Source organism: Pseudomonas sp. PSPC3-2, from assembly GCF_049897085.1.
Classification (GTDB): domain Bacteria; phylum Pseudomonadota; class Gammaproteobacteria; order Pseudomonadales; family Pseudomonadaceae; genus Aquipseudomonas; species Aquipseudomonas paraveronii.
Genome location: NZ_JAFCVO010000003.1, coordinates 155,413 through 174,363 on the forward strand (window position 1 = coordinate 155,413; position 18,951 = coordinate 174,363).

Annotated in this window: 16 protein-coding genes and 1 pseudogene; 9 read left to right on the plus strand and 8 right to left on the minus strand. The window is 61.0% G+C overall.

The features are described from left to right. The first annotated feature begins 8 nt into the window (after window positions 1-8). The 5 genes from ACP7CJ_RS07420 (at window position 9) to gcvH (ending at window position 5,825) form a co-directional block, all read left to right on the plus strand. A complete protein-coding gene (locus ACP7CJ_RS07420; protein ID WP_426100011.1) occupies window positions 9-1,226 on the plus strand; it encodes a 2-octaprenyl-3-methyl-6-methoxy-1,4-benzoquinol hydroxylase in 1,218 nt (405 codons plus the stop codon). A gap of 157 nt (window positions 1,227-1,383) precedes the next feature. After that, entirely contained in the window at window positions 1,384-2,388 is a 1,005-nt protein-coding gene (locus tag ACP7CJ_RS07425) for an extracellular solute-binding protein (protein WP_276195367.1), read from the plus strand. Window positions 2,389-2,531: 143 nt separating this feature from the next. Continuing rightward, entirely contained in the window at window positions 2,532-4,148 is a 1,617-nt protein-coding gene (locus ACP7CJ_RS07430; protein ID WP_426099932.1) for an ABC transporter permease, read from the plus strand. 156 nt (window positions 4,149-4,304) lie between these two features. After that, window positions 4,305-5,387, plus strand: coding sequence for a glycine cleavage system aminomethyltransferase GcvT (gene gcvT / locus ACP7CJ_RS07435; protein ID WP_426099933.1), 1,083 nt, complete (start codon window positions 4,305-4,307; stop codon window positions 5,385-5,387). Between the two features lie 51 nt (window positions 5,388-5,438). Next, window positions 5,439-5,825, plus strand: a complete 387-nt coding sequence (gene gcvH / locus ACP7CJ_RS07440; RefSeq protein ID WP_276195364.1) for a glycine cleavage system protein GcvH — start codon at window positions 5,439-5,441, stop codon at window positions 5,823-5,825. Window positions 5,826-5,867: 42 nt separating this feature from the next. Here the strand turns inward: gcvH and ACP7CJ_RS07445 are convergent, their stop codons facing one another. The 7 genes and pseudogenes from ACP7CJ_RS07445 to ACP7CJ_RS07475 all read right to left on the minus strand — a co-directional run bounded on the left by ACP7CJ_RS07445 (window position 5,868) and on the right by ACP7CJ_RS07475 (window position 11,957). Further along, complete coding sequence (locus tag ACP7CJ_RS07445; protein WP_276195363.1) at window positions 5,868-7,007, minus strand: DegT/DnrJ/EryC1/StrS family aminotransferase; 1,140 nt, start codon at window positions 7,005-7,007, stop codon at window positions 5,868-5,870. 156 nt (window positions 7,008-7,163) lie between these two features. Next, a pseudogene (locus ACP7CJ_RS07450) lies at window positions 7,164-7,829 on the minus strand (outer membrane protein). A gap of 184 nt (window positions 7,830-8,013) precedes the next feature. Further along, entirely contained in the window at window positions 8,014-8,328 is a 315-nt protein-coding gene (locus ACP7CJ_RS07455) for a DUF2388 domain-containing protein (RefSeq protein WP_003176799.1), read from the minus strand. 69 nt (window positions 8,329-8,397) lie between these two features. Next, window positions 8,398-8,844: an NfeD family protein gene (locus ACP7CJ_RS07460; RefSeq protein ID WP_426099934.1), complete on the minus strand. Its 447-nt coding sequence runs from the start codon at window positions 8,842-8,844 to the stop codon at window positions 8,398-8,400. Window positions 8,845-8,854: 10 nt separating this feature from the next. Further along, window positions 8,855-9,775, minus strand: a complete 921-nt coding sequence (locus ACP7CJ_RS07465; RefSeq protein ID WP_046381704.1) for an SPFH domain-containing protein — start codon at window positions 9,773-9,775, stop codon at window positions 8,855-8,857. Between the two features lie 77 nt (window positions 9,776-9,852). Beyond that, the gene (locus tag ACP7CJ_RS07470) at window positions 9,853-11,535 is read right to left on the minus strand and encodes a GspE/PulE family protein (protein WP_426099935.1); all 1,683 of its coding nucleotides are present in this window, start codon (window positions 11,533-11,535) and stop codon (window positions 9,853-9,855) included. Between the two features lie 83 nt (window positions 11,536-11,618). Next, complete coding sequence (locus ACP7CJ_RS07475) at window positions 11,619-11,957, minus strand: hypothetical protein (RefSeq protein ID WP_426099936.1); 339 nt, start codon at window positions 11,955-11,957, stop codon at window positions 11,619-11,621. 127 nt (window positions 11,958-12,084) lie between these two features. Between ACP7CJ_RS07475 and ACP7CJ_RS07480 the strand changes: the two genes are divergently transcribed. Beyond that, window positions 12,085-12,555: an Lrp/AsnC family transcriptional regulator gene (locus tag ACP7CJ_RS07480; protein WP_010167872.1), complete on the plus strand. Its 471-nt coding sequence runs from the start codon at window positions 12,085-12,087 to the stop codon at window positions 12,553-12,555. Window positions 12,556-12,639: 84 nt separating this feature from the next. On the opposite strand, the gene ACP7CJ_RS07485 is transcribed toward ACP7CJ_RS07480, so the two are convergent. Then, window positions 12,640-14,007 carry an inorganic triphosphatase gene (locus ACP7CJ_RS07485; protein ID WP_426099937.1) on the minus strand — a complete coding sequence of 456 codons (1,368 nt, stop codon included), beginning with the start codon at window positions 14,005-14,007 and terminating at the stop codon, window positions 12,640-12,642. A gap of 158 nt (window positions 14,008-14,165) precedes the next feature. On the opposite strand from ACP7CJ_RS07485, the gene argE reads away from it, so the two are divergent. The 3 genes from argE to ACP7CJ_RS07500 all read left to right on the plus strand — a co-directional run bounded on the left by argE (window position 14,166) and on the right by ACP7CJ_RS07500 (window position 18,793). Next, window positions 14,166-15,314, plus strand: coding sequence for an acetylornithine deacetylase (gene argE / locus ACP7CJ_RS07490; protein ID WP_426099938.1), 1,149 nt, complete (start codon window positions 14,166-14,168; stop codon window positions 15,312-15,314). Between the two features lie 133 nt (window positions 15,315-15,447). Further along, the gene (gene argA / locus ACP7CJ_RS07495) at window positions 15,448-16,746 is read left to right on the plus strand and encodes an amino-acid N-acetyltransferase (protein WP_426099939.1); all 1,299 of its coding nucleotides are present in this window, start codon (window positions 15,448-15,450) and stop codon (window positions 16,744-16,746) included. A 697-nt stretch (window positions 16,747-17,443) separates the two neighbouring features. Further along, window positions 17,444-18,793 carry an OprD family porin gene (locus ACP7CJ_RS07500; protein ID WP_426099940.1) on the plus strand — a complete coding sequence of 450 codons (1,350 nt, stop codon included), beginning with the start codon at window positions 17,444-17,446 and terminating at the stop codon, window positions 18,791-18,793. Window positions 18,794-18,951: the final 158 nt, after the last annotated feature.

Here is an 18,951-nt window from a genome sequence, read left to right on the forward strand (position 1 = left end):
GCATGGACATGCGCGCAGATGTGCTGATTGTCGGGGCCGGAATGGTCGGGAGCGCCCTGGCGCTGGCGTTGCAGGGCAGTGGCCTGCAGGTGCTGCTGCTGGATGGCGGCCCGCTGAGCGTCAAGCCGTTCGAGCGTGACGCCGCCTTTGAACCGCGGGTGAGCGCCTTGTCGGCCGCCAGCCAGCGCATCCTTGAGCGCCTTGGCGTGTGGGACGGCATCGTCGAACGGCGCGCCAGCCCGTATGGCGAGATGCAGGTGTGGGACGGCAGCGGCACCGGGCAGATCCATTTTTCGGCGGCCAGCGTGCATGCCGAAGTGCTCGGGCATATCGTCGAAAACCGCGTGGTCCAGGATGCCTTGCTCGATCGCCTGCACGACTGCGACCTGGGCCTGCTGGCCAATGCGCGCCTGGAACAGATGCGCCGCTCCGGCGATGACTGGCTGCTGACCCTGGCCGATGGCCGCACGCTGCGCGCGCCGCTGGTGGTCGCGGCCGATGGCGCCAACTCCGCCGTGCGCCGTTTGACCGGCACCGCGACCCGCGAATGGGATTACCTGCATAACGCTATCGTCACCAGCGTGCGCAGCAGCCAACCGCACCAGCGCACAGCCTGGCAACGCTTTACCGACACCGGCCCGCTGGCGTTTTTGCCACTGGTGCGCGATGGGCAGGAGGACTGGTGTTCGATCGTCTGGTCGACCACGCCGACTGAGTCCGCACGCCTGATGGCGTTGGATGATGAACACTTCTGCCGTGAGCTGGAGCGCGCCTTCGAAGGGCGGCTGGGCACGGTGCTCAGCGCCGACCCGCGCGTGTGCGTGCCATTGCGCCAACGCCACGCCAAACGTTATGTGGCCGAAGGCCTGGCGTTGATCGGTGACGCGGCCCATGTGATCCACCCGTTGGCGGGGCAGGGCGTGAACCTGGGCTTTCTCGACGCGGCCGTGCTGGCCGAGGTGCTGTTATCGGCGACCGAACGTGGTGAGCGCCTGGCGGATGTGAAAGTGCTGAGCCGTTACGAGCGCCGGCGCATGCCGCATAACCTGGCGCTGATGGCGGCGATGGAAGGTTTCGAGCGCTTGTTCCAGGCCGATCAACTGCCGTTGCGTTGGCTGCGCAATGCGGGCTTGAAGGTGGTCGACCAGATGCCGGAAGCCAAGGCGATCTTCGTGCGCCAGGCCCTTGGTTTGACCGGGGATCTGCCGGAACTGGCCAAACCCTGACACACAATACAGTGCCTTGTGGGCGCCGGGCGTGCCCGCGATGAACTGCCGATCGCGGTCGTGCAACATCTCGTAACGCCTCCGCTGAGTGTTTGATTGAGATGCTAAATGTGAGTCCTTATCATTTGTGCTCTTTTGTTCACGAGAGACCGCACCCATGTCGGCACCCAAGCGCCTCCTGACTGCCCTGGCACTCACCCTCATCGGCAGCTCCACCGTGCAGGCGGCCGACGAAGTCGTGGTCTACTCCTCGCGCATCGACGAACTGATCAAGCCGGTGTTCGATGCCTACACCCAGAAAACCGGGGTGCAGGTGAAGTTCATCACCGACAAGGAAGCCCCTCTGATGCAGCGCATCAAGGCCGAGGGCGAAAACGCTACCGCCGACCTGCTGCTCACCGTGGACGCCGGCAACCTCTGGCAGGCCGAGCAGATGGGCATCCTGCAACCGTTCACCTCCAAGGTGATCGACGCCAATATTCCGCTGCAATACCGCTCGTCCACCCATGCCTGGACCGGGTTGAGCCTGCGTGCGCGGACCCTAGCCTATTCCACCGACCGGGTGAAGCCGGGCGAGCTGACCACCTACGAAGCCCTGGCCGACAAACAATGGGAAGGCCGCCTGTGCCTGCGCACGGCGAAAAAGGTCTACAACCAGTCGCTGACCGCCACCCTGATCGAAACCCATGGCGCGGCCAAGACCGAAGAAATCGTCAAGGGCTGGGTCAATAACCTGTCCACCGATGTGTTCTCCGACGACATCGCCGTGCTCGAAGCGATCAACGCCGGGCAGTGCGACGTTGGCATCGTCAACACTTACTACTACGGCCGCCTGCACAAGCAGAAGCCGAACCTGGCGGTGAAGCTGTTCTGGCCGAACCAGGGCGACCGTGGCGTGCATGTGAACCTGTCCGGCATCGGCCTGACCAAGCACGCGCCGCACCCCGAAGCGGCCAAGGCGCTGGTGGAATGGATGACCACGCCTGAGGCGCAGAAGATTTTTGCCGACGTGAACCAGGAGTTCCCGGCCAACCCGGTGGTGGCGCCGTCGGCTGAAGTGGCCAGTTGGGGCAAGTTCGTGGCGGACACCTTGCCGGTGGAAGTGGCGGGCAAGCGCCAGGCAGAGGCGATTCGCTTGATGGATCGGGCCGGCTGGAACTGAATGTGTCTGTGGGAGGGGGCTTGCTCCTGATGGCGGTCGGTCAGTCACTGATGAGGTGACTGGCACTGCGCTATCGGGAGCAAGCTCCCTCCCGCACTGTTTTGTGTCTGTCTGTAGATCATCCTTTCCCAGGGAATTTGCTCTTGGCCCACTCCGCCCAACGCCGCTGGTACCTGCCGGTCTTCAGCGTCGCCGCCCTGGTGTTGCTGCCGCTGAGCGTGCTGTTGCTGTCCTGGCAAAGTATCGATGTGCAAATCTGGTCCCATCTGTGGGAAACCCAGATGCCGCGCCTGTTGGGCAATACCTTGACCCTGGTGCTCGGCGTTGGCGTCGGCGTGACCCTGTTGGGTGTGAGCCTGGCGTGGCTGACCAGCCTCTGCGAATTTCCCGGGCGGCGCTGGCTCGATTGGGCGCTGATGCTGCCGTTCGCGATCCCGGCGTATGTGCTGGCGTTTGTGTTTGTCGGCCTGCTGGACTTCGCGGGGCCGGTGCAAACCCTGCTGCGTGAAACATTCGGCAGCGGCTTGCGCCTGCCCCGCGTGCGCTCCACCGGTGGGGTGGTCGTCGTGTTGGTGCTGGTGTTTTATCCCTACGTTTATTTGCTGGCGCGCACGGCGTTCCTGGCCCAGGGCAAGGGCCTGATGGAAGCGGCGCGCGTGCTGGGGCAATCGCCCTGGCAAGCCTTCTGGCGCGTGGCCCTGCCCATGGCGCGGCCGGCGATTGGCGCCGGGGTGGCCCTGGCGCTGATGGAGACCTTGGCGGATTTCGGTGCGGTCTCGGTGTTCAACTTCGATACCTTCACCACCGCCATTTACAAGACCTGGTACGGCTTTTTCAGCCTGTCCAGCGCGGCCCAACTGGCCAGCCTGTTGCTGCTGGTGGTGATGCTGGTGCTGTACGGCGAGCGTCGTGCCCGCGGTGCCAGTCGGCCGAGCAATGAGCGGCCGCGCGGCAAGGCGCTGTATCACCTGCGCGGGTGGAAGGCGGCGGTGGCGAGTGGTTGGTGCGGCCTGGTGTTTGCCTGTGCCTTTGTCATTCCGATGCTGCAACTGGTCGCCTGGTTCTGGCAGCGCGGCCGCTTCGACCTGGACGAGCGCTATACGGGCCTGATCGTCCACACCCTCTACCTGGGCGGTATCGCGGCGCTGGTCACTGTCGGCGTGGCCCTGATCCTGGCCTTCGCCAACCGCCTGGCACCGACCCGGGCGATTCGTTCCGCCATCGGCCTGGCCAACGTCGGATATGCCTTGCCGGGCTCGGTACTGGCGGTGTCGATCATGTTGGCGTTCAGTTACCTGGACCGTGAATGGGTGGTGCCGTTGTCGGGCTGGCTCGGCGGCGCGGGCAAGCCCTTGTTGCTGGGCAGTTTGTCGGCCTTGGTGCTGGCGTATCTGGTGCGCTTCCTGGCGGTGGCTTACGGGCCGCTGGAAAACAGCTTGGCGCGTATTCGTCCATCGTTGCCCGAAGCGGCGCGCAGCCTTGGGGTGAGCGGCCCACGACTGTTTTGCAAAGTGTATCTTCCGTTATTGCTGCCGGGCACCCTGAGCGCCGCGTTGCTGGTGTTCGTCGACGTGCTCAAGGAAATGCCCGCGACCCTGCTGATGCGCCCGTTTGGCTGGGACACCCTGGCGGTGCGGATCTTTGAGATGACCAGTGAAGGGGAGTGGGCGCGGGCATCATTGCCAGCCTTGACCTTGGTGCTGGTCGGCCTGTTGCCGGTGGTTGGACTGATACGACGCTCCGCTCGACAAATCGGTTAGGTGCCAGTCCTACGGCTTGAGGCTACAATGCGCGGCATTCGGTACGCTCCGTGTTTCGGACCGGCTCGTTGGATGTGGCGGCAGGCCTTTTAATTCAAGGTGTTCAGCCCATCCCGCAGCCCTGCGTACCTTCGCCAAGCCCGGAAGGAGAAACCCATGGGACAGCGCACGCCTCTGTATGACCTGCATCTCGCCCTCGGCGCGAAAATGGTCGATTTTGGCGGTTGGGATATGCCTCTGCACTATGGCTCGCAAGTGGAAGAACACCATCAGGTGCGACGCGACTGCGGGGTGTTCGATGTATCTCATATGACCGTGATCGATGTCACCGGCCCCCAGGCCAAGGAATGGCTCCAGTACCTGCTGGCCAATGACGTCGACCGTTTGCATGGCTGCGGCCGTGCATTGTACAGCGCCATGCTCAACGAGCACGGTGGGGTGGTGGACGACATGATCGTCTACCGCACCGACACCGGTTATCGTCTGGTGGTCAACGCCGCCACCCGTGACCAGGACATGGCCTGGATGCAGGCGCAGTTGGGCACTTATCAGGCGCAACTGCACGAGCGTTCCGAACTGTCCATGCTCGCTATCCAGGGCCCCCACGCCCGGCAGAAAATCGCCGAGCTGGTGACTCAGTCGCGTGGCACCCTGATCCACCAGCTAAAGCCCTTCGAAGGCCAGGCCGACGGCGATTGGTTTATCGCCCGCACCGGCTACACCGGCGAAGACGGCCTGGAAATTGTCCTGCCAGCCGATCAGGCCCCAGGATTTTTCAACGATCTGGTGGGCGCGGGTATTTCACCCATCGGCCTCGGCGCCCGTGACACCCTGCGCCTGGAAGCCGGTATGAACCTGTATGGCCAGGATATCCACCAGGACGTTTCGCCCCTGGCGGCCAACATGGCCTGGAGCATTGCCTGGGAACCGGCCGAGCGCCGTTTCATCGGCCGCGCCGCGCTGGAAGCCGAACTGGCGGCAGGTGTGCAGACCAAATTGGTCGGTTTGGTGCTGGAAGAGCGTGGGGTTTTGCGCGCTCACCAGGTGGTTCGTATCGCCAATGTTGGCGAAGGGGAGATCACCAGTGGTAGTTTCTCTCCTACGCTGAGCAAATCCATTGCTTTGGCGCGTGTACCGACGGCGACAGCCGATCGGGCCGAAGTGGAAATCCGCGGCAAGTGGTATCCGGTTCGAGTGGTCAAACCGACCTTTGTGCGCCATGGTAAAACCTTGATCTAACTATTCCGGCAGGCCAATGGCCGCTGACATTTCTTCTTGAGGACATAGACTATGAGCGATATCCCTGCCGGCCTGCGTTTTGCCGAAAGTCATGAATGGGCCCGTTTGGAAGCCGACGGCACCGTCACCGTCGGGATCTCCGACCATGCCCAGGAAGCCTTGGGTGATGTGGTGTTTGTAGAGTTGGCCGAAGTCGGCAAAGTGTTTGCGGCGGGTGACACGGCGGGTGTCGTGGAGTCGGTTAAAGCGGCTTCTGATATCTACTCGCCAGTTGCTGGCGAAGTGATTGCGGTTAACGAAGAACTGGGTGGCAGCCCTGAGTTGCTGAACACCGACCCTTACGGCGCTTGGATCTTCAAGCTCAAGCCAAGCAGCGTTGACGCCGACCTGGCCAAATTGCTCGATGCTGACGCCTACAAGGCCGCCATCGGCGAGTGATTCCGCTGCAGGAGCCGGTCACCCGGCTCCTGCAACTGGCTTTCAGCGTTTCAACACGGCCTTCACGGCCGCTACCGAGCGTTCCACATCCGCCTCTGTCATCGCCGTGAACATCGGCAACGACACGATCAAACGCCCAACACGCTCCGCCACCGGGAACATGCCTTCCTTGAAACCCTGTGCCCGATACAGGCTCAACAGGTGGATCGGCGGGTAGTGATAGCCAATGCCGACGCCGTGGGCCTGCATCTGCTCCATGAATGTGGCACGGGCGGGCAGACCGTCCTGGCGCTCCGGCAGGACCAGTTGGAACAGGTGCCAGTTGCTGTTTTCGAAATCTGCCGGTGGCAGTTGCGCGCCGGATTGTTCTTCAAAATCACTGCCGAAGCACTTGAAGTAGTGCCGCGCCAGGTTCTGGCGGTGAGCGGTGATCTCCTGGATATGGGCAAATTGCCCCAGGCCGATGGCGGCGGCGATGTCGGTCATGTTGAACTTGCCGCCCAGCACATCCACGTCCAGGCCGTCGAAGCCGGTGCGGGTGACGCCCTGCAAGCGGTACTTCTCCGCCAGGCGTGCTTCGTCGGCGTTGTTCAACACCAGGCAGCCGCCCTCGGAAGAGGTGATGTTCTTGTTCGCCTGGAAGCTGAACGACACGAAGTCGCCGGTGGATCCGATCCGCTCACCGTTCCAGCTCGAACCCAGTGCCTGGGCGGCATCCTCAACGATACGCAGGTTGTACTTGTTGGCCAGTGCGTAAAGCATCGGCATATCCACGGGCAGGCCGGCCAGGTACACCGGGATGATCGCTTTGGTGCGCGGGGTAATGGCCGCTTCGACCTGGGCCAAGTCGATATTGCGGGTTACCGGGTCGATATCGGCAAACACCGGCGTGGCGCCGACTTCCAGAATCACGTTGGCCGTGGCGACCCAGGAGATCGGCGTGGTGATGACTTCATCACCCGGCCCGATACCGGCGATGCGCAGGGCGATCTCCATGGTGCAGGTGCCCGAGTTGAAGGTGCGTACCGGTCGCCCGCCAAAGTATTCCGACAACTGCGCTTCGAACGCCTGCACTTTCGGCCCGCTGGTGATCCAGCCTGAACGGAGTACATCACCGACCGCCGAGATGGTGGCTTCATCAATGGTAGGTTTGGAAAATGGCAGAAAGGGCTGTTGGCTCATGACGACGAAGGCATCCGTTTCAGATAGACGATGAGAGAAGGCGTATCAATACCGGCATGGTTGCACGGCTTGACTGAATATAGCCTGTCTTCTGTGAATGAAACGTCACCCAAACGGCGAAAATACCGCATTGAACGCGGCATTTTCTGCTGCGAGTCAGAAGGAAACGCGCGCCTCCAGAAACATATTCTGCTCTTTGAGCTTGCCTTTGAGCTGCTCATCCCGTGCGTTCACGCGGTTGGCGAAGGTGTTGTAGCCCGTTTCCACATCGCCCATGGCGATATAGCGATAGCCGGCGCCGAGGGTGAGTTGTTCGCTGATCTTGGCCTCCAGCCCCATGCCGACGCTGTAGGCGAAATTGTGCTGGCGGTTATTGGCAAAACGCCGGGTCTCGTTGGTTTGGTAGCCCTCGGCGCTAATCCGCGCCACCCCCACCCCGGCCATGCCGTAAAACGACAGCCAATCATTGATCGGGATGTCCTTGTAGCCATTGAGCATCAAGCGCTGGCTATGGACCTGCAGGCTGTTGACGTTGGCATTGAAGGGCGCCCAGTAGGATTTGAAGGTCGAATTCTTCGGCATGGTGTATTCCCCTTCCAGGCGCCAGCCATCGGCAAAGGCATAACCCGTGGCGAAAGAGGCGACGATGGACTTGCTGCTATCGGGCGCCTCCACCCGGTCGGTGACGCGTGGGCTGGTCAGTAGAGCGCTGGAGAGATTCTGGCGGGCGTGGTTGAGCTTTAACGACCCGTACCAGTTTTCTGCATGGGCTTAGGGGGTAAAGAGCGCAGAGAGCAGCAGCGCGTAGGCAAGTTTTTGCATGGAGGGGATTCGCTTGATGTAAAGGGAACCCTTAGCTTGTTGCCTAGCCCTTGAGGGTTCGACAGGACTTCTCTGTCAGCGGCTGGAAAAAATAGACTATCTGCGTAGTGCCCGGGGGCGATGACTGTAGGAAATGATCCAAAAAAAATGCCGCTCAGAAGCGGCATTTTTTATGGGGCGAGTCTTACTCGGTGACAGCGTTTTTCGCGAGGATAGCGTTGGCCAATTCCATGTCCGTGGCTTGGAGGCCAGGGTTGTCGGCGCGGACTTTCTGCATGGCGGCTTCCAGGTACGGGCCGCGGATGCCGCCGTCGCTGGCAACGAAACTGCCTGCGTCGTCTTGGGCGGCAACCACCAGCTTGTGGTCCTTGAAGGTCAGGTACGTCGAGCCGGTTGTGGCGCCCGACGAGATGACATTGCGCCAGAAACTGTCGGCCATGGCTGAGCCGACAGGTAGGGAAAGCACAGCGAGGGTGGCGACAGCATATTTGAGACGCATGGCGGGTGACTCCGGGTGGGTTATCTGTACATTATGATTGTAGTTAACCCAATCGAGTTCCATCACTGACTAAACAGTTTCAACCTGCAAAACCGTCCCATCCTGTGCAATCACGCGTACATGAGCGCCTACGGGGGTGTCCGGGCCGGTCACGATCCACACGCCATCGCCGACTTTTATCTTGCCGCGGCCATCCACAATCGCCTGATGCACGACAAACGTGTGGCCGATCAGCTCAGAACCCCGCTCGTTGAGCCCCGGTTGGTCGCTGGCCTTGGCGCTGCTGCGCTGGCGTTTCCACCAGTACACCGCCGTCAATATCGACAATACCGCGAACAGCAGCAGTTGCCATTCCAGCCCGAGCGGCGGCACCAGGAACTTGATCACGCCCACGGCAGCGGCGGCAATACCCATCCACAACAGGTAGCCGCCGGCGCCGAACACCTCAAGAATCAGCAACACCGTCCCCAGCGCCAGCCAATCCCAAAACGATAGATGCTGCAGGAAATCCCACATGGCGATGGCCTCAGCCTTTCTTGTTGTCGAAAGTCGCTTTGACGATTTCGCCGATACCGCCCACAGCGCCGATCACCTGGCTGGCTTCCAGCGGCATGAGGATCACCTTGCTGTTGTTGGCGGAAGCCAGTTTGCCCAGCGCATCGATGTATTTTTGTGCGACGAAGTAGTTGATGGCCTGCACGTTACCGGTGGCGATCGCTTCGGAGACGACTTGGGTGGCGCGGGCTTCTGCCTCGGCTTGACGCTCGCGGGCTTCGGACTCCAGGAACGCGGCTTGGCGTCCGCCTTCCGCTTCGAGGATCTGCGCCTGCTTCTTGCCTTCGGCGGTCAGGATCGCCGACGCCCGCAGGCCTTCGGCTTCGAGGATCTGTGCACGCTTGATCCGCTCGGCTTTCATCTGGCCCGACATGGCGGCCATCAGGTCAGCAGGCGGGCTGATGTCCTTGATCTCGATCCGGGTGATCTTGATACCCCACGGCGCCGTGGCTTCGTCGACGGTGCGCAACAGTTTTTCGTTGATGCCGTCACGCTGGCTGAGCATCGCATCCAGTTCCATGGAACCGAGTACGGTACGGATGTTGGTCTGCAACAGGTTGCGGATGGCATGTTCGAGGTTGTTCACCTCATATGCGGCCTGGGCGGTGTTGACCACCTGGAAGAAGCACACGGCGTCGATCTGCACGGTGGCGTTGTCGGCGGTGATCACTTCCTGGGGCGGGATATCCAGCACGCTTTCCATCACGTTGATCTTGCGACCGATGCGGTCCATGACCGGGATGATGATGTTGAGGCCGGGCTTGAGCGTGTTGGTGTAGCGGCCGAAGCGTTCGACCGTCCACTGATAGCCCTGGGGCACGACTTTGAAGCCCATGAACAGGATGGCGATGGCCAATCCCACGAAAAGAAGCAGTACGGTTCCGATCTGCATAGCGATTCCCTATCTGAAGATGTCAGTAAAACGACGTTCGGCCGATTGTAGCGGGGTTGTCTGCGATAAGAAGGATTTCACCGCCCGACAGCCAACGGATTTGTTTCTGAATCCCCAGGCGTGACCCGTAAGACTTCCGCCAGGCTGGTCAGCCCGGCTTCAACCCTGTGCATGCCGGCCATTCGCAGGCTGCCCATACCTTGCCGGAGCGCCGTCCGGCGCAAGGCCTGCACGTCGGTACAAGGGGTGATCAGCGACTTGAGCGCGTCGTCCAGCACCATGATTTCGTAGACCCCGGCGCGCCCACGATAACCGCTGTCACGACACTCTGCGCACCCGATCGCTGTGGTGTGCTTGCCGCTCGTCGTGCGTTTGCAGTCGGGACACAAGAGTCGCACCAGGCGCTGCGCCATCACGCCCAATAATGTGGCATTGATCAAATAATGAGCAATTCCCAGTTCCTGCAAACGGCTGATCGCACTCGGCGCATCGTTGGTGTGCAGGGTCGACAGCACCAGGTGCCCGGTCAGCGCGGCCTGGATCGCCATCTCGGCGGTTTCCTGGTCGCGAATCTCGCCGATCATGATGATGTCCGGGTCTTGGCGCAGCAACGCACGGATGCCGCTGGCGAAGGTCAGGCCGATATTGTGCTGCACCTGCATCTGGTTGAACGCCGGCTCGACCATCTCGATCGGATCTTCCACCGTACACAGGTTGACCTCACGGCTCGCCAGGCGCTTGAGGGTGGTGTAGAGGGTGCTGGTCTTGCCGGAGCCGGTGGGGCCGGTGACCAGGATGATGCCGTGGGTCTGGCGGGTCAGGCTGTGCCAGCGCTCTTGGTCCTGGGCCGAGAGGCCAAGCTGGTCGAAGTCCCTGAGCAGTACCTGGGGGTCGAAAATCCGCATCACCAGTTTCTCGCCAAACGCCGTGGGCAAGGTTGAAAGGCGCAATTCAACCTCCGCGCCCGCCGGGGTTTTGGTCTTGACCCGCCCGTCTTGCGGCTTGCGTTTTTCCGCCACGTTCATCCGGCCCAGGCTTTTCAGGCGGCTGACCACCGCCATCGTGACCTGGGGCGGAAACTGATAGACGTCATGCAGCAGTCCATCGATGCGAAAACGCACGCGGCCCTGGTCGCGACACGGCTCGATGTGGATATCGCTGGCCCGCTGGCCGAACGCGTACTGCAACAGCCAGTCGACGATATTGACGATATGCGCGTCGTTGGCATCCGGCGCCTGGTCGCCGGCGCCGAGGTTGAGCAGGTCGAAATGGCCCGGCGCAGGCGTTGTTTGATCGGCCCCGCTGACCGACTTCGCCAGGCGGTAAAACTCCCCGATGCAGCGCTGGATGGCCTGGGGGTTGGCGACCACGCGCTTGATCGAGCGCTTGAGCACCTGCGCCAGCCCGGCTTCCCAGGCGCTGACATACGGCTCGGCGCTAGCAACTGTGATGCTCTGCGCATCCACGGCCACCGCAAGAATGCCGTGGCGCTGGGCGAACGCGTGGGACATCAACGGCACCAGCGTCGCCACATCGATCTTCAGCGGGTCGATACGCAGGTAAGGTTGCCCGCTACGCTGCGCCAGCCATTGCGTCAGGGTTTCCAGGCAAGGCCCCTGGGCCGCGATGCACTCCAGGGGATGCTGGTTAGGTACGGGCGGCAGCGTCGACAAGCGCTGAGCCACATCGAATGTGACCATGCCTTGTTCGACCAGGGCCGGTAACAACGTGGGCAATTCCAATCGCTGATCAACAGACATTGAGGTATTCCTGGGTGGCACCGGGTGTATTCCCAGGCTAGTCAGCCCCTGGTTCGCTGCCTTCCAGTGTGTATTGCAGGCTTTTACCGGGCGCCTGCCACCACCGCCTGAGGCCGCCCGGAATCAGCCGCCCACATCTCCAGCGAGCACACGCTGATCAGGTTTCGAATCTTTTCACCGATCACTTGGGCGCGGTGCCAGCTCAGGCCATCGATCACGATATCGAGGGTCAGCAAGTCATCCTGGCGATTCACAACGACCTGCCGGGGCGTCAGGAACTGCAGCGCGAAATAGTTGAGCACCCGGCACAGCACGTCGGGTTCGGCCTCGGCGACGATCTGGTAATGGGCCTGGCAATGGGGATTATTGACGGCCCACGCATCGACGCGGGTAGCGGAGTAGGTGGTTTCGACGGCGTGCATGCTGACTCTCCAGATTTGACTGAAGAAATTTTTACATTCGCCAGCGGAGATTTCTTATCTAAGATGAGCCTGATTCGCAGAAAAATGCACAAATCAATTCAAGATAGCCACAACAATAGGTATTTCTATGCACAGCGAGCTGGACGTCTACGACCGCCGTATCCTGGCCCTGCTGCAAGAGGACGCCTCGCTCTCCAGCGCGCAGATCGCCGAGCAGGTCGGCCTGTCTCAATCGCCATGCTGGCGGCGAATCCAGCGGCTGAAGGAGGAGGGCGTGATCCGCGGTCAGGTCACGCTGCTGGACCGTAAGAAGATCGGCCTCAATACGCAGATTTTTGCCGAGGTCAAACTCAATGCCCACGGGCGCTCCAACTTCACCGAGTTCACCGAGGCGATCCGTGGGTTTCCCGAAGTCTTGGAGTGTTATGTGCTGATGGGGGCGGTGGATTTTCTGCTGCGCATCGTCACGTCGGATATCGAGGCGTATGAGCGGTTTTTCTTCGAGAAGTTGTCGATGGTGCCGGGGATTCAGGAGGTCAATTCGATCGTGGCGTTGTCGGAGATCAAGTCCACCACTAGCTTGCCAGTATTGCGCTGACAGGGCTGGCCTCATCGGGAGCAAGCCCCCTCCCACATTGGAATGCATTCCAAAGTGAGAGGGGGCTTGCTCCCGATGGCGATATTACAGACGCAGCAGGGTCTTCCAGGCACGGTTCTGATACACCGCAATCGCCTGGTGCATGCGCGCATCCAGCGATTCATCGGTGATCGGCTGGTTGGCCAGTTGCACCAGCTTGTTCAATTCACCGTACAGGCGGTCGAGTTCCGGGATGTCTACCACCTGGCGTGCGTGGTGCAGCCAGGCCTGGATGCGTTCGATGCGCGGCAGTTGCTCGGCCAGGTCTTCCGGTTGCTGCTGATAGCGCGGCAGTTGCAGGGCGACGGCATCTTCGGCCAGCAGGCGTGGCAGCCAGTTGGTGATTTGCGCAGCGCCCTGGCGGTTGCCGCGCACGTTGCGGTCGGCGGTCCAGGTGCGGTTCAGCAACCAGCGGGAGGTGTTCAGCGAGAACAGGCCCCAGCGCACGTCGGTCAATTCCTCGGCGAATTGCTCCGGCGCGGCTTTGCGAATGTCTTCATCGTCGTCACCGGCCTGGACCAGCGGGCGCCAGTCTTCCAGCAACGCGTCCAGTGCGCTGCGCAGTTCGCTGGTGGATTGACGCGGCGCGGCCTGGCCGAGGCTGCCGAGCAGGGCGCGCAGTTCGCCAAGGTTGTCGACCCAGTCCTGCAGCAGGCGCCAGTGGCCATTGAAACGGTATTGCTCGGCCAGGCGCTGGCTGCTGCCCAGCAGGTGCCACATGATCGCGGCGAAGGCATCGTCCAGTGGCATTTCGGCGTGCAATTGCGGCGCCGGCAGGCTCAGGGAATAGCTGCTGGCGTCATACAGGCGGTAGCCGCGTTCGGCCTTGCTGATGTCACATGGCATTAGCGCCAGGGTCGCGGCCAGTTCGGCGGCCAGTTCCAGCAGGGCGGCGGGTTCACCTTCGCGCAGTTCCAATTCCAACTCGCAGATTTCTTCTTTCTGCTTGCCGGCCACCACATGGCCCAGGTCCAGTGCGGCTTCGATCACCACCTTGGTCTTGCCCCGGCCCCAGGCGATTTCGGCGCGTTCGCGCACGAAGTCGGTGGTGAAGATCGGCTTGAGGGTCTTTTTGTCCAGCTCGGCGAGTTCCTCGGGCCAGCATTCGCCGTCGAGTTTTTTCACGTCGAGCTTGGCTTTGGGCAGTTCCCAGTTGTACTCGTTACGCTCCGACAAGCCGGCGACGCTTTGGCCGCGGGTCTTGAGGGTCTGGATCACGGTGTCACCGTCCTTGCGTAAACGCAGGGCGACTTTGGCCTTGGCCAGGTCGCGCTCGGGGGTGTCGAAGTACTGGTTCATCAACTCAAGGTGTTCCCAGCCACTTTTGTTGCGTTTTTTCAGTAGCGGGTGCTCACGTAGCGCGGCGAGTGTTTCGCGGCTGACGCGGAGCTTGATTTCGGTTTCTTTCTGCATGGCCGGAAAATCCAGGATCGGGAGCGCAGCCGGGAAAAAGAGTGGCTGCCAAGGTCGTGCAGTGTACAGGACTGAGCCCGGCAACGCGCCGCAACGGTTTATTGTGTCGTGCAGATGCCTCTATAGTGAGGTTCATCCGGGAAGTAGGGAGACTGCGCATGCCGTTACCGTCCATGAAAGAGCAATTCGCCGCCTTGATTGCCACGCCGTCGGTCAGTTGCACCCAAGCGTCTCTCGACCAGAGCAACCGTCCGGTGATCGACCTGCTCGCCGGCTGGCTGGGCGACCTGGGCTTCGCCATCGACATCCAGCCTGTCAGCCCCGGCAAGTTCAACCTGCTCGCCAGCTTCGGCACGGGCCCCGGTGGCCTGGTGTTGGCCGGCCACAGCGATACCGTGCCGTATGACGCCGCGCTGTGGAAGACCGACCCTCTCAAGCTGACGGAGGTCGACGGTCGCTGGGTAGGATTGGGCAGTTGCGACATGAAGGGTTTTTTCGCGCTGGCCATCGAAGCGGTATTGCCACTGCTCGATCAGCCGTTCAAGCAACCGCTGTTGATTCTCGCCACCTGTGATGAAGAAAGCTCCATGTCCGGTGCCCGTGCATTGGCGGCGGCCGGGCGCCCGCTGGGGCGTGCGGCGGTGATTGGTGAGCCGACGGGCCTCAAGCCGATCCGCCTGCATAAAGGCGTGATGATGGAACGCATCGACATCCTCGGTCGCAGCGGCCATTCGTCGGACCCGAGCTTGGGCCACAGCGCCCTGGAAGCCATGCACGACGCCATCGGCGAACTGCGCGGCCTGCGCCTGGCCTGGCAGCGCGAGTACCGCAACCCGCAGTTCAGCGTGCCGCAACCGACCCTGAATTTCGGCTGCATCCACGGCGGCGACAACCCCAACCGCATCTGCGGCCAGTGTTCCCTGGAGTTCGACCTGCGGCCCTTGCCCGGCATGGACCCGCAGGTGTTGCGCGCGGCGATCCGGCAGAAGCTCGAACCGGTGGCTGAGCGCCATAAGGTGAAGATCGACTATGCGCCGCTGTTCCCTGAAGTGCCGCCATTCGAGCAGGCCGAAGACGCGGAGCTGGTGCGGGTTGCGGAACGATTGACCGGTCATCGCGCCGAAGCAGTAGCGTTCGGCACCGAAGCGCCTTATCTTCAGCGCCTTGGTTGTGAAACCCTGGTGCTTGGCCCTGGCGATATTGCCTGCGCCCACCAGCCGGGCGAATACCTCGAAATGTCACGCTTGACGCCTACAGTGCGTCTATTGCGGGAACTGATCGAGTATTACTGCCTGACACCGGCCTGATTTAACCCCTGCCCATGCGTACATAAGGAGAGCGAGCGTGTCCCCAAGCCTGTTCCGACGATAACCATCAGCCTGCTGTGCGTTTTCACGACTCATCCTTTTTAGGCTGCTTTTTATTACAGGCCCAGGTTCCATGCCCGACTACGTCAATTGGCTTCGTCACGCTTCGCCCTACATCAACGCCCACCGCGACTGCACCTTTGTGGTCATGCTGCCCGGCGATGGTGTGGATCATCCGAACTTCGGCAATATCGTCCACGACCTGGTGCTGCTCCACAGCCTGGGCGTGCGACTGGTGCTGGTCCACGGTTCGCGCCCACAGATTGAAGCGCGCCTTGAAGCACGCGGCCTCATCCCGGCTTACCATGACGGCCTGCGCATCACCGATGCTGCCACGCTGGAGTGCGTGATCGACGCGGTCGGCCATCTGCGCATCGCCATTGAAGCGCGCCTGTCGATGGACATGGCCTCGTCGCCGATGCAGGGCTCGCGCCTGCGCGTGGCCAGCGGCAACCTGGTGACGGCGCGCCCGATCGGCGTCCTTGAAGGCGTGGACTTCCACCACACCGGCGAAGTGCGTCGGGTCGACCGCAAAGGCATCAATCGCTTGCTGGACGAGCGCTCCATCGTCCTGTTGTCGCCCCTGGGTTATTCGCCCACCGGCGAGATCTTCAACCTGGCCTGCGAAGACGTCGCCACCCGTGCCGCCATCGACCTGGCCGCCGACAAACTGCTGCTGTTCGGCGCTGATCCTGGCCTTATCGATGAAAATGGTCGCCTGGTGCGCGAACTGCGTCCGCAACAAGTGCCGGCGCACCTGCAACGCCTGGGCAGTAACTACCAGGCGGAATTGCTCGATGCAGCTGCCGAGGCGTGCCGTGGCGGCGTAGCGCGTAGCCATATCGTCAGCTACGCCGAAGACGGCGCCTTGCTCACCGAACTGTTCACCCGGGACGGCGGCGGTACGCTGGTGGCCCAGGAACAATTCGAGCTGGTGCGCGAGGCGGCGATCGAGGACGTTGGCGGCTTGCTCGACCTGATCAGCCCGCTGGAGGAACAAGGCATCCTGGTACGCCGTTCGCGGGAAGTGCTGGAGCGTGAGATCGAGCAGTTCAGCGTGGTCGAACGCGAAGGCATGATCATCGCCTGCGCGGCGCTGTATCAGATCGCCGATTCGGATGCGGGGGAGCTGGCGTGCCTGGCGGTCAACCCGGAGTACCGCCACGGCAGACGCGGCGATGAGCTGCTGGAGCGCATCGAGACCCGCGCCAGGGCGCAGGGTTTGAAGACGCTCTTCGTGCTAACCACACGCACGGCGCACTGGTTCCGCGAGCGCGGCTTTGTGCCCAGCAGTGTGGAGCGCCTGCCTTCGGCGCGGGCATCGCTGTACAACTATCAGCGTAACTCGAAGATTTTCGAGAAGGCCCTGTAAAACCCAGCCCTCCCGGCCACTGAGCTGACCCCCATGGGCGCTGGCTTGCCTGCGATGCAGACGTAACGCTATCGCAGCCAAACCAGCCCCCCACTTCGAATATCGCTACGCCCCACGGGCGAAGGGTGCGTCAATGTGCCTACCATCCCCCCTACTAAAGTTTTAGAAATCTTGATCTCAGCCGATATGATCAAGTCGGCAATGGGTAAATTGTATGAAATTGCTGCTGTCAGACGGCTCGGTCGGCGGCGCTGACAGCGCGATGAAATGTTAGCGATACAAAAACTGTAACAAATTGACGGGAAGATGGGCGTTTAGCCATGATGGCGTCGCCTTTTTTGATCGCTGGTTGACGGTCTGTAACGGTGCGTTCAGATCTAAAAGATCTGAAAAACGGAAAAATAATACCCTTTAGGAATTAGCTGGTGCGGCGGTTGGTCTATTCTGACGTGCCCCGCTTCATGCAAAGGCTTATTCCAAAGTAGTATGAAAAAGAATGAAATAATTCTTTTTGGGTGTATGAAAAACTCATTACCCTGCAGGGACCAAATAAACTGCGATTAGACGAAGGTAGTAGACATACAAGGTTACGATTGACTTGGCGGTCACTATCTGGCGCTAATCGCGCATCTGTGGATCTCGGGCGTTAGACCCGAGACCAAAGAAATACAAAAATTAGAAATGAGAGGAGCGGTACATGAAGAAGTCCACATTGGCATTGGCAGTAGCACTCGGGGCAATCGCCCAGCATGCAGGCGCCGCCGGTTTCATCGAAGACAGCAAGGCCACACTGGGTCTGCGTAACTTCTACATCAACACTGACAACCGTGATGGCCAGCCAACGGCTGCCTCGAACACCCGTAGCAAGAACGCCGAATGGGGCCAAGGCTTCGATCTGCGTTTCATCTCGGGTTTCACCCAAGGTACCGTTCAGTTCGGCGTTGACGCCATTGGCCTGTACGGCCTGCGTCTGGACTCCAGCCGCGCAGACCACGGTAACTACAACGGCACCGGCTCCGGCGGCACCGTCTTCCCAAGCGATGGCAATAAGGCTGTGGACGACTACGCCAGCCTGGGTCTGACCGCTAAGGTCAAGATCTCCCAGACCGTGGCAAAATTGGGCACCCTGCTGCCAAACAACCCGGTGATCAAGAGCAACGACGGTCGCCTGTTGCCTCAGACCTTCCAGGGCGGCGAGATCGTTTCTAACGAAATCAAAGACTTGACCCTGACCGCTGGTCAAATCGAGTCGGCCAAGGGCCGTAACTCCAGCAACAACGAAAACCTCTCGATTGCTGGCGCGAACAAAAGCTCCAACTACGACACCGGCAAGTTCAGCAACAAGTTCTACTACGCCGGTGCTGACTACAAGGTCACCAAAGATCTGACCGCTTCGTACTACTTCGGCGAGCTGAAAGATTTCTACTCCCAGAACTTCCTGGGCCTGGTACACAACTGGGCAATCGGCCCTGGTGTGCTGAAAAGTGACCTGCGCTACTACCGTAGCCGTGACAACGGTGCGAACGCCAACACCTCCGGCTACTACACCAGCGGTTACTACGACGATGGCACCAAGCCGGTTACCAGCGGCAAGGTCGACAACGACCTGTACAGCTACCTGGCACTGTATTCGGTCAGCGGCCACACCTTCGGTGGCGGTTATCAGTACACCAAGGGTGACAGTGACTTCCCTTGGCTGAACCAGGGTGACGGTTCGTCGGCCAGCATCACTACCGACATGCAAATCCAGAAGTTCGCCCGTGCCGGCGAGCGTACCTGGCAAGCGCGTTACGCTTATGACTTCGCCCAAGTGGGTGTACCTGGCCTGACCGCGGGTGTGGTTTACCTGAAAGGTACCAACATTCAAACCACCACTGGTGACAAGTCTGAATGGGAACGTGACATCAGCCTGGCTTACGTTATTCCACAAGGCCCACTGAAAAACCTCGGTGTTGCTTGGAAAAACGCTATGTGGCGCACCGACGTTGCTACTCGCGACCAGGACGAAAACCGCCTGATCGTCAGCTACTCGATCCCACTGTTGTAAGCCTGTAAAACCTTGCCCGGCGCAATGCCGGGCAAGGTGTCTTGCTTTTCAAGTCGGGCTCAACCCCCGCAAGCCCTTCCTGAATCCCTCTTTTTACAGCGTCTCAAGGCCTTCTCGAACCTTGGAATGAATGTTGATCCTCGCCCGTTCATAGGTCT